Source organism: Aeoliella straminimaris, from assembly GCF_024054565.1.
Lineage (GTDB): Bacteria > Planctomycetota > Planctomycetia > Pirellulales > Lacipirellulaceae > Aeoliella > Aeoliella straminimaris.
This window is the reverse complement of the sequence record NZ_JAMXLR010000012.1, coordinates 1-11253: the sequence shown is the minus strand read 5'-3', so window position 1 is coordinate 11253 and position 11253 is coordinate 1. Positions and strand designations below refer to the sequence as shown.

The 11253-nt window shown below is 55.2% G+C and carries 9 protein-coding genes; 8 read left to right on the top strand and 1 reads right to left on the bottom strand.

The window, feature by feature from the left end; genetic code table 11:
- Positions 1 to 146: 146 nt before the first annotated feature.
- Both NG895_RS02905 and NG895_RS02900 read left to right on the top strand, forming a co-directional pair.
- On the top strand, positions 147 to 1241 hold the full coding sequence (locus NG895_RS02905; protein WP_252850949.1) for a substrate-binding domain-containing protein: 1095 nt from the start codon (positions 147 to 149) through the stop codon (positions 1239 to 1241).
- Between the two features lie 263 nt (positions 1242 to 1504).
- On the top strand, positions 1505 to 2545 hold the full coding sequence (locus NG895_RS02900) for a YbaY family lipoprotein (RefSeq protein ID WP_252850948.1): 1041 nt from the start codon (positions 1505 to 1507) through the stop codon (positions 2543 to 2545).
- 116 nt (positions 2546 to 2661) lie between these two features.
- On the opposite strand, the gene NG895_RS02895 is transcribed toward NG895_RS02900, so the two are convergent.
- Positions 2662 to 2865: a dodecin family protein gene (locus NG895_RS02895; protein ID WP_252850947.1), complete on the bottom strand. Its 204-nt coding sequence runs from the start codon at positions 2863 to 2865 to the stop codon at positions 2662 to 2664.
- 383 nt (positions 2866 to 3248) lie between these two features.
- Here NG895_RS02895 and NG895_RS02890 point away from each other — a divergent pair, with 383 nt between their 5' ends.
- From NG895_RS02890 to NG895_RS02865, 6 genes are all read left to right on the top strand, one after another.
- Positions 3249 to 3791 (top strand): hypothetical protein, encoded by a 543-nt coding sequence (locus NG895_RS02890; protein WP_252850946.1) that lies wholly within the window; start codon positions 3249 to 3251, stop codon positions 3789 to 3791.
- Positions 3792 to 4155: 364 nt separating this feature from the next.
- Complete coding sequence (locus NG895_RS02885) at positions 4156 to 6711, top strand: patatin-like phospholipase family protein (protein ID WP_252850945.1); 2556 nt, start codon at positions 4156 to 4158, stop codon at positions 6709 to 6711.
- A gap of 679 nt (positions 6712 to 7390) precedes the next feature.
- Entirely contained in the window at positions 7391 to 8059 is a 669-nt protein-coding gene (locus NG895_RS02880; protein WP_252850944.1) for a hypothetical protein, read from the top strand.
- An 810-nt stretch (positions 8060 to 8869) separates the two neighbouring features.
- Positions 8870 to 9796: a transporter gene (locus NG895_RS02875; RefSeq protein ID WP_252850943.1), complete on the top strand. Its 927-nt coding sequence runs from the start codon at positions 8870 to 8872 to the stop codon at positions 9794 to 9796.
- Between the two features lie 314 nt (positions 9797 to 10110).
- Positions 10111 to 10269: a hypothetical protein gene (locus NG895_RS02870; RefSeq protein ID WP_252850942.1), complete on the top strand. Its 159-nt coding sequence runs from the start codon at positions 10111 to 10113 to the stop codon at positions 10267 to 10269.
- 244 nt (positions 10270 to 10513) lie between these two features.
- The gene (locus NG895_RS02865; RefSeq protein ID WP_252850941.1) at positions 10514 to 10684 is read left to right on the top strand and encodes a hypothetical protein; all 171 of its coding nucleotides are present in this window, start codon (positions 10514 to 10516) and stop codon (positions 10682 to 10684) included.
- The last annotated feature ends 569 nt before the right edge of the window (positions 10685 to 11253 follow it).

Sequence of the window (11253 nt, the reverse complement as noted above, 5' to 3'; positions counted from 1 at the left end):
GTCGTCTAGAACATTGGCGTTCGCGAGTAGTACGCACCTCCTGAGATGGCGGTGAACCGTACGAAGAAGTCCATGAAACTGGTGTTGGTGAGTGGGGAGCCTTGGGTTAGATTTCCAGTTCAAATAAGTTCCTCAGGGAGGCCATCATGCCATCGATTCGCAATTATCTGTACGCTGCTTTACTTGCTGCTGGCGCAGCATTCGTCGGCCAGTTGGCCCGAGCCGAAGAGGCTCCGGCCACTCCACCCACTGAGCAGCCCCAAGACTCGCCGGACGACCTGTCCGTGGAAGAGATTCGCTCTCTGCTCGACTCGATCGACCCTTACCTGCCGCAGGGGGAAGTCTCGTCGGAGGTCGACATCTTCGGGTCCACCACTATGGATTCGCTCGCTCACGGCTGGGCCCTCGGATTCAAAAAGTTCCATCCGGAGGCGCAAGTCATTATTTCGGCGGAAGGATCAGAAACGGTCTTTGATCGACTGCTCAAGAATCCGGGTAGCATTGGCATGCTGTCGCGCCCCGTCACCAAGGAGGATCTGGCGAAACTCAAGGCGGAGGGGCTGAAAAGGCCGGTCGCTATTCACGTCGCCAGAGATGCACTCGGCGTGTTTGTGCATAAAGACAATCCAGTTGAGGAGGTGAGTTATCAACAGCTGGTGGAACTGTTCTGTGCCGAAGACCCAGCGAACTCTGTGAACTGGAGCACCCTTGGCATTGAGGGAGACTTAGCCAGCCAACCGGTGCAGATTATTGGTCGAACAAAGGCAAGTGGCACCAGGACCTTTATTGAAAAGTTTCTGTTCCACTCCCATCGTCTGCGGAATGAGGAAAAGTACTTGGAGTCCAACTGTGATGTCATCCAAGCAGTGGCCGAAAACCCAAATGCCATTGCCATTGTTGACTTTAACTGCGTCAGAGAGGCAGTAAAGCGCCTGCACCTGCGGGAGCAGTCGGAAGTGATAGAAGACACCGATCGCGATGTGCTGATGGGTCGCTATCCCATTACGCGTCCCATGGTACTCGTTCTGGACGCAGATCAGACAGGGGAGAAGGCGGCCGCGAACCGCGAGTTCGTGCGATACGCGCTCGCCCAGGCTGGTCAAACGCAGGCGATCCTCTCCGGCTTCTATCCCTTTGCCCCACCCACGTTGCGAGCAGAGTTGGAGAAGTTAAATAAGCTCGAGAAAACTCCGCCTCAGGACTCCTCCAACACCGCCTCCGCGGGCCATGATCTGAGATAGATCGATGTTCCGAATGAGCGTGCCAGAGAGTCTACTCGATCATAGCCGCCGGCAATATCTCTATCTTAAGTCACAATAACTTTCACCGCGTGCAGGCGACGCCAGTTGCACTCAACATTGGCGCAGACCCAGATCGCAAAAGGATTTCCACAATGTTTGCTTTTCGAACCCAATGCCTTAGTTGCCTTGCTTGCTTGTGCCTATCACTTCCCCTCTTGCCCACTCAGTGTCATGCAAGCAGTTGGGCAAGTTGGGGCGATCAGATGTCTCCAACGTCTTCCTCTGCCGATTGGGATCGTAATTGGAACGGTGGTATTGGGATCGGCAACTCCGGCGCGAACACTGGCTGGCGACTGGGAGTGACGGGTGACAATACCGACACCGGTGTCGTCGTGCGGCAAGTCACCGCGAATTCTCCCGCTGCTCGCCTGGGCCTCTCGCCTGGCGACGTTATTGTCTCCGTAGACGGAGACCAGGTTGGCCGTGTGGGAAATAAGATCTACGATCTTGCTGAAGAGCTCAATCATCACGCCGATTCGTCGGGACGTGTACTGATGCTCGTGCAATACCGTCGCAACAGCCAGCTCCGGGCCCTCAACGTCCAACTCGACGACCAGCGAGGCGGGTTGTCAGGCACACTTTTGGTCCGGGGTGGAAGTCTTCCTCAAAACTCCGTTGTGACTGTTCGACTGGAGAATGTCAGCCGACCCTATCAGGCCGTTCGCAACGGACAGTATTCTTTCCGCCTGTCGAGCTTCAACCTTGGTGAGATTCCATTCAGCTTGAACTACGACCCCAACTACATTTCGCCGAACGATAGCTATCGGCTTCGGGCCTACGTCACTTCCGGCGGGCGTACCGTCTACGACACAGCGCAGCCTCCTTTTGTGTTAACCCAGGGCTATCCGAATTCGGTCCGCCTGGAACTCCGTCCGACTTCCTATTCGTCGGGTGGCGTTGTTGCCGCTGGATACAATCCTGTGGATAGCTACTCCGGACAGATAGAGAACGCCTACAGACGTTACTTGGGCCGGATGCCAACCTCTGTGGAACTGGCCGCCTGGTACCAAACCCCTGATCTCCAGTATCGGATGCAGCGACTGCCACTCGAGTTGATGGGTACCCAGGAGTTCTTTGATCGAATGGGAGCAAACGACTTTGCTTGGGTTCAACGTGCCTTCACCGAGGTCATCGGCAAGACGCCTTCCTCGGTGGAAATGGATCTTTGGATGCGCCGCTTCGCCGAGTTGCGATACTCCAGAACGGAGTTGCTCAACCAGCTTCAAATGCAGGCACGACGATAGCGCAGGGAGACCTGCGATCAGGGTTCCCATCTGCGGAGTTTGCATCAGCGATCTCCCCACGGCATCATTGGGTATCGTGCCGGTTAGGGAAAGGCTCTGCTTGATTTGGACGTCGGCTAATCTTTCAGGACGAAAGTAACCTTCATATTGACGCGATACTCTGAAATCTTGCCATCCTCAACTTCGATTGTTTGCTCCTGAATCCATGCCCCTTTCACTTTGTCGAGCGTCTTCTCCGTACGTGCGATGCCTTGCTGGATCGCATCCTCAAAGCTCTTGGTAGACGACGCGGTGATTTCTGTGACCTTTGCGACCGACATGGGGGTACTCCTTTTTAGATCTTCGAATAAACCTTGGGCAGCGTTTTAGCCATACGCCTTGTAGCACCAAGAAACCATGAAGTTTACAGTGCCCGAGTACGGAAAGCTACAGCGTAGTAGAAAAGCGTTCGTTCAATACCTGTGAATAGCTCTAATCTTCGCGTCTGTCTGCAATGCTCCGGGGCGCAGAATGCGCACCGTTACGCCACGCGAGATCACCATTTCTGCCAAATCGTCAAATACCTCATCAACGTCCGTCAACTGAAGTTGATGACCCGGGTGGAGAAGAAAAAATTCAAATACAGAGAGAGTCGAGTCATTCATGGGAGCGCACGACGTTACGCCACCAGTCAACCTAAACGCTAAAAAAAGATGAAATGGCAATGAACAAAAAACTGATCTACTGCGCTGTAATTCTACCTCTGCTTGTAGCCGACTCGTCTCGAGCTGAAGAGAAGATTGATAGGAGGGAGGTTCGAAGACTTGCGAAGCTCCCAACCGAGGACATCTTGCGTGATTCGCCGGTCGAACGCATTGAGGTTGCAGACTACTGGAAGAAAGTGAATGGACGTGACCGGCCCATGGTCGTCTTTTTCTACAGCAACTCGCACGCTCCATCCCAGCGAGTTGCTACACTCATCCGCTACGTAGCTCCGCATTATAAGGATCGCATCGCATTGGCTGTGGTGAAGGTTGCGGACAAAGGCGACCCGGATCGCAAGACTGCTGAAGCCCTTCGTAAGCAGTTCAGTCTGGACAGCACGCCTGGCATCCTGTTCTACGACAATGTTGGCACGAAGACGGTGCTTGAAGATGAGGAGTACATCGATCCCGACTTCAAAGAATTCAGAAGTCCAAGCATGCTTTTCTGGTCCGTCTACTACTCTACTGTTCGCAAAGAACTGGACGCTCTGCTGTCTGACTGATCGCATGACACTTGAATTTAGGGACGCTTGACAGTGTGTCTGATGCTGACGTTAACACAGCAGTGTGATCGCCCGCTTTCGATTCACGAGGTCTCAAACTACAGTCGGCTGGAAAAACACCATTACCTTAGGTCCGGGCAGAACGCGACCTCGCAACTGAGGTCGGACTACGGGCTTTCACTCGCGAAGAGCATTGCAGAGCTGTGGGCGGCGATTTAGACCGTCGAGCTTTTGGATCGCTAGACTGGCCTTTATGGCCGGGGGGACATTCGCTACTCTCCTGCCGCAATACGTCGCGCAGCTGCAACCTGCCTTTTGCCGCGGTGTTCGATCCTTCACAAGCGGTTTTAAGCGAGAACTGATTATGCGTTTAGGATTGGCACTTTCGGGAGGCGGTCTGCGGGCAACGCTCTACCACCTCGGAGTTGTCCGCTATCTAAGGGATGCTGGGATACTCCCTTCAGTGACGCATATCACGTCCGTCTCAGGCGGAAGCATCCTCGGTGCCCACTTGGTACTCAACTGGGATCGCTACAACGGCAGCGACAACGAACTGGACGCCGTCTGCCGGGAGATTCTCGACTTCGTCGACCTGGACGTACGCAATCGAATTTTGCGTCGGTATCCATTTGCTTTGGCTAACGACTACCTTCATCGTGCGGCCCGGCAGGGGCACTCTCGACGATTTACACGCACTGGACTGCTCGAGGCGCAATACCGCAAGTTCCTCTTTGGGGATACGTGTTTGCATCAATTACCTACGCGGCCGGAACTGCACATCCTATGCACTAACTTGAGCGAGGGTGGGCTGAGTTCCTTCAGCCAAGCCGGGTTGATGTTCGAAGAACGTTCTAAGTTGGGACAAGCAGAAGTTAAAACCCAACGGGCTGGACTAGCGACCTTGCCGATGGCCGTGGCGGCGTCTTCCGCGTTCCCTGGTTTCTTTCCACCTTTAGAACTCACCGCAGAAGACATCGGGGCCACTGAAGGCGAATTTCAAACGCACTTTTTCACCGATGGCGGCGTCTACGACAATCTCGGCGTCCGCATGTTCCGCTTCCTGGAGCGGCAACTAGACTCTCAGCTTACCATTGATGATTTCCGGTGCGCGGAGACGGCCGTAAAGTTGTGGAATGACGCAGCACAGAGCGAGACAACTACGCCGCTAAGTCGACTTGCCCAGCTCAACTGTAAATCTCGACGAGCTGACAGTCGTTCCTCCGGCATGGCGACGAGTTCGCAACAGTTGGTGGAAGACCTTCGTGAGCTGATTGTGGACGCCAACCTTGTGAAGGACGTCCAATTGCGCGATTTGCTGCAACTTGAGCGACTCAACGGCAACGGCGGAGTCAACTTATATACCAATTCCAATTCCAATTCCAATGGCAACGGCAACGGTAACGGAAATGGCAACGGCTATGGCAAAGGTCATGCCGAGCGAGCTGCAGTCATGGCAACGAGCGATCGCGTCGTCCGCAATCGGCGCATCGTCAATCTGGCGTTTCGCGAACTGATGGGCACCGAGCTCTTATCCGAAACCACCAAGCGATTCGACGCGGTGATTGCCAGCGACGCCGGCAAGAAATTCCAGGTGACGCGCCCCGATCGCGCCGGTTCGTTCCTTCGCACGGCAATGCGCTCGTCAGACATTCTAATGGACCGCGTATGGCAACTTGAGAAAACTCACTTCGAAAAGTCTACCGACTATATCTTTGTGCCGATCACCCGTATCGTCACGCCTGACCAGGATGACACAGCACTGCATCCGGAAGTTCAAATCCAGGTCAGCAAGATCCGCACGGACATGGATCGCTTTTCTGAGGACGAGGTCAGCGGCTTGGTTCGTCATGGGTACTGCGTGGCCAGACAGTCCATGGCAGAGCGACCCTGCTTACGCGCTCATCAGCACGATGGGGCCCCTTGGGAGCCGCACACATCGTTGACTCACAGCGACGACAACCTCTCCCCTACGAAGAGCTTGCGTGGAGCATACGCGACGCCATCGACTCAGCAAGCGCGGCGTATGCAACAATCTTCTCGTCGCAGGTATTTGGGCAAGTTATTTTCCTGGAGCGATTGGGTCTCCTACCTATACTTGCCGTTACTCGTCGCGATTTTCGCCATCCTGCCTTACGGCGTGTACCGCAATTGGCGACACGGACAGGTTGCCGCTTCACTAACCGCCGCAATTGCAGAAACTCGCGACGACTACAAAAAACTGCTCACGCTCATGGAATTCGGGCCTGAGCAGCCGTGGGAGGGCATGCCGCATGAAGACACCAAGCGTCTGGATCCCCTCTTCGCGGAACGCGGCCTCGACATTATCGCCGATGCGCGAATAGTCGATCTGCGAGGTGCTGACGGCGCGCTTGAAACTGAGGGAACTCACGTCTACGTCTATCGGGCGGTATCTGTACGCAAGGTGAGTCATTCGGAAGGTGCAACTGGGCTCCAACTGCAGTCCCTGTGGGATATGCCTGAAATTCAGCTGCGCTGTCAAAACTCGGAACTGCGTCCAAAGCTACAGCGTTGCGCGGTTGAAGGCCAAGAGGGCAATACGCGATACTCGTGGCAACTAGAACTCGATTTCAGCCGAGTCCCCGTCGGTCAAACGATCGACGTTGTCGTGGAAGCTCGGCTGCCGGTGGATGCCCGCCAGGTTAACGCCCTCGGCCATCCGTGGTGGCAGTTCGAAGTCGATGCCGATCCGGAGGTTGCGACATCATGGCTGCTTCTCCCCAAGGATTGGCGGGATGGCAGCGCTCAGGTCGTTCGATTCCGCAATGATTCACCGGAAACGCTCGAGGTTGTCGATCCGACCCACCACGCATCCATGGCGGATGATTCCATTCTGCACTGGATCGTAGTCCATCCAAAGGCGGCTTACACGTACTCATACCGGTGGGGATCTCTCAGGTAAACTGGGCGACTCGCTTGGTTTCATCCTAGTTTGTTCGAGGAGAGTTGGGATTCAAGCGCTAGCGTCTTCATCGGTTTTCTGCTGACGATAATGACTTCAGGTATCCATAACATTGGTACCGCGTGGTGGATCGGTCGACTTAAGCAAACGACGCGTTACGCAATACTAGATTAGCCGCGGAGGTATCCCGCCCCCTGCGAGTTGGCAAATTCCAAACTGAAATGAGCTGGACCAGCTGACGTGGATTACGCTCGAACCTAACGCTTAGGCTTCTTTCCGGACGCAGAGCCCGTGAGCGTCCGGGGATCGACTTTTGCAGCGTCTGACGGTGCTGCGAATCGAAGGGGCCGTCCGGAAAGAAGCCTAAGCGTTCGGCGGCATCTCAACTCACCGAGGTTGAGGCAACCGCGGCGACTTTGAGTGGCGGAAAAATGCGACGAGTTACTCTACCCCGGTCTTGCGGCAAGTCGCAGGAAAAAACATCATTAAATGCACGACTCGCGGGATACCAGAGGGCGGGGTGGTGGCTATAGTCGGATACCGATAAAGCTATTCTCCATCTAAGACCGTCGCTCTGCAGAGACTCGCAACAATGCCCCCTTTTCGTACAACATGGCTCCTTTTCTTGCTGTTATTCGCGGTATGCTCATTTGCCGGGTCCCGTGCTGAGGCAAGCATCGTGACCTTCGACTTCAGATCGGAACCCTACGAGGGCAGCTCGAATGGTCTCTTTACATTGCATGGAGACGCGTTAAATCCGGCTACCTTCACCAGCGAATCCGGGCGTACGATTGAGATCTTGACGTTCCTGTCGGGCGGCAGCGTGCAGGGCTACGCCCTCGACACCTTCGGCAGCGGCCCGTGGCCGCATGGGAACACGCAGCTCTTCGGGCAGAGGTCGTACTTCTATTTCGGCAACAACAGTGGTCCGAGCGTCGACTACCGGTTCGGGTCCGCCGTCAAACTCGTTTCGGCGACCTTCGTGCTGTACAACCCCAGCCAGAATTTGCAGATCTTCTATAAGCGGGACGGTACTTCCGTGATGGGTAACGAGCAGTTCTTCTTCACGACCGATGCCTACGACGATCTGGCGAACAACGCGCCCGCCGCTCCCCCGGAGAAAACGGTCCATTTCGACAACACGTACCCGTTGGTCGACCAGATCGCTATGCGGTCCTTGGGCCAATCGGGCGTTGCCCTGAAAACGCTTGTCATCGACGACCCGGCGTTTACTCCGGTTCCGGAGCCGACGTCGCTGGCCGTGTGGGGCATACTCTCGCTGGCTGGGCTTGGCGTTGTCGCGCGTCGTGGGCGGCAGCGGCAAGGTCTCGCCTCGGCCGATGTCTGACGCCGAATCCCATCAATCATCTTTTTGGCCCATCTTTTTGGCCAAGTCACTTAAGAGCGTAGCTGCGATTGGGGCGTCGCGAACTCATTCAATGGCTGAGATGGCCTCCGCTGCTTCTCTCCGTAGCTCCGTGAGCATCCGCTTGCCTTGCCTTCTATTGGCCTGTCATTCCGAGGCTTGCTTGGAGCAACCGACGCGTCGCAGCGATGGAAAGACTCGCAGCGGAGAGATGCCCGAGAGCAGTTGACCAATCAGGATGACCGCCTCCCGCTCCACGATCTTTCAGGCCACTCATCTGTTCGCTGACTAGCACCCGATGGATCAACGGCTGGACCTCGAACTCGAAGTCTTCGAGCGTCTTGCAGGCGGGGACCTGGCCGGATTGTACCGATTGTGCAGCAACCGTCTACTTTGCCGGTTCCAATCAAAATCCTCATCACGCGAGCGATATCAACACGATGAGCAAAGAGTCTAATGAAGTCAGACGATCACACGTTTTGCTGAGGGGCCGAAAGCATGTTCAAGGAAGTCGTTCTGGCGAGTTTGTTGCTGGGGCTCTGTACCCCATCATATGGGACAGAAGATGCAATACTCAACCTTGGGCCGATCGCTGCGTCTCACTCGAAAGCGGCCAACTCCAACGGCGATAAGTGCTCGAATTACTACCAGGAATATATTGATTGTTCGTGCGAATTGAAGGCCCATTGCTCGTGTGATTGCACTTGTGCCATCGTCCCCTCGATGCTGGGCGACACCGGACTAGTGATACCGCGTCTTATAGAGTCTCCAGCGGCCGGTGGAACGCAGCCTGTGTTCCAGAACCATATCTATAAAGTGGCCGAAAACAACAGCGCTGTGCCGCAGGATCGGATTGGATTCAATTTCAACTACCTGCCCGATGTAGTGAATGGAAGTTTCGATGGACTTCGGGTGAACGATGATCTTTACGAATATCGTCTGTTTGCAGAGAAAACCCTATTCGACAGCAGGCTCTCGGTCGACTTCATGTTGCCGTTCTACACGACGTCGGACTATCGTCCCGGCGACCTGTCCCTCGTGGCTGATGGACCAGGAACCGACACAGCTTTTGGCGACATCGCTTTCGGCTTCAAGTACCTACTGCATCGCAGTGAACAGTCTGCACTATCTGCGGGACTGCGAGTCGAAGCTCCTTCCAACGCTGAGATCACCCAACCCGACCCAACAAGTGTCTTCTACAACACGTTTGAAGACGATGTCTGGAATTTCACACCATACGTTGCCTTCCTGGCAGCACCTACAGAGCGGTTCTTCGTACAGTCGTTCGTTTCCTACCGCCTCAACACGGGGTACCTTGAGATCCCGGCTACTGACTTCGCCATTAGGGAGCAGCAGCTGTTCATGGCTGATCTCTCCGCGGGCTACTGGCTCTATCGCAATCGGTGCAAGCGAGGATTGACGGGAATTGTGCCAACGGTCGAACTACACTACACGGGGGCCTTCAACGACGAAACAACTTACAGTTCCGGAACTCCAACGACTTCCTACGTTACCAATGTGATTGGCAAGTCGGACGTACTGAACCTGACGGCGGGCGTCACCACCTATTTCAACGACCGCATGTCCATCTCTACGGGAGTGGCCATACCCTTGCGTGACAACCCAACCCCGTATCCCGCAACCACTTCCTCTATCGGCACGGATCGCCGGTATGACTGGGCTCTCATGGCAAACCTGAACTATTACTTCGGTCGTTAATCCTATGTTGAACTTCCTACGATTTATGTCCCAGGCCTTGTAAGAGATCTAGGTTAAGCGGACCGCGCCTTGCCGCAACACTTCAGCAATAATGCAAATGCGGAAACTGGTCACGTAGAGGGTTTCTGAGAAGCCGTGACTAGCCTCCCAGGGCAGCCCCTGGAGTTAACCGTGGAACTATAGAGCCAATGTCCCCCCCTAGGTTCGGCCCTCTGCATCTGTTGGAAAAGCAACTTAGCTCCAACCCCGACGCGCCCCTATCGCTGGCAATTGTATTGCCGTCTCTTTGGCTGATAAGCACGCGAGCCAACGCGTTGCGAATCCTCACGACCAAGGGCAATCAGGTAGTCGACCGGATTCCGCTCGGCAAAGAAGCACGCGAGGCACTCGACGAGTACATCAAGAACCAACGTGGCGACAAAGCGGGGCCACTGTTTAAGAGCAAGACCGGCAACGGTAGATGTAATCGATAAGGCTGGTTGCTTCCGGAATGTCCTTGCTCTTCGTAAGGCCCGAAGGTTCAAAGCTTGTGTTCTTGAGTTCCTCTGCCATTGCGGACAGTGGCACACCATATTGCAAACCCATCGACGTGAGAAGGCTCCAGTCGCATCCCTCTTTGGCGAGAAAAAATGACAAGGACTGCTCCAGACACTTCAAGGTGATGGTTTCAAGGTCACGCGGCACCTTGGCGCAGCCACGCGCAGCGCACCCCGCACAATGACTACAGTGACAGTACCGACGGCCAGTGACGATCGTCTGCTGCTGCCTCTGATAAACGACAGCGAGCCGGACGATTCAGAAGCCGCGGCGTTCGACCCGGACGACGAAACCACCAATTCGTCTACTCGTGAGCTATTGCTCGAACTGGCGCTTGATAATGGAGAATGACGATTCCGTCTTGCAGCCGCGTCGGTGTGCACAACCTCGTTCAGTTTGGGATTCCTCGAACTGCCAGCGGGTGGACCATCCTCTGCCTCGAAGGTTCAGCCCAAACTGCGGGTGGTGAAAACAACCTCTGCAGCTGCGACTTCACATTTCTACGAGAATATTCATCCATCGTTGCTGTGCCCGAAACACGCTGTTGGGTACTCGGCCCGCAAAGAAGGGCATGGAGCGGCAACCCAGTCGATCAATGCTTGAGGGCTGGGGCTGGTAGGTTTCGGGAGGGGCGTCGACGTTGACAGAACTGGCTCTGCTCAGCGGTTAGTGAGGGTTGTGTCAACGTCAACGGAGCTTTTGTTCCCAGCTAGCTGCCGCGGCGAGTACTGGATAGCCAGACCTGGAGGCAAACTGGAGGAAGCGGAGAACCGCAGCGAATACCCGCAAAGAGAGGTGACTCGACCTGCTTGACAGATTAGCACTGCCCCTCCCAGCCGCCTTCTCAGACGATCAGATCGGGGTCTTCATCGATGCAGAGGCGTCCGACCAGATGGGCGACTCGAGGTCGAGGGGAGCGT

Coding starts and splice junctions, on each gene's coding strand:
- NG895_RS02905 (WP_252850949.1), top strand. CDS start 147: ATGCCATCGATTCGCAATTATCTGTACGCTGCTTTACTTGCTGCTGGC.
- NG895_RS02900 (WP_252850948.1), top strand. CDS start 1,505: ATGTCTCCAACGTCTTCCTCTGCCGATTGGGATCGTAATTGGAACGGT.
- NG895_RS02895 (WP_252850947.1), bottom strand. CDS start 2,865: ATGTCGGTCGCAAAGGTCACAGAAATCACCGCGTCGTCTACCAAGAGC.
- NG895_RS02890 (WP_252850946.1), top strand. CDS start 3,249: ATGAACAAAAAACTGATCTACTGCGCTGTAATTCTACCTCTGCTTGTA.
- NG895_RS02885 (WP_252850945.1), top strand. CDS start 4,156: ATGCGTTTAGGATTGGCACTTTCGGGAGGCGGTCTGCGGGCAACGCTC.
- NG895_RS02865 (WP_252850941.1), top strand. CDS start 10,514: ATGACTACAGTGACAGTACCGACGGCCAGTGACGATCGTCTGCTGCTG.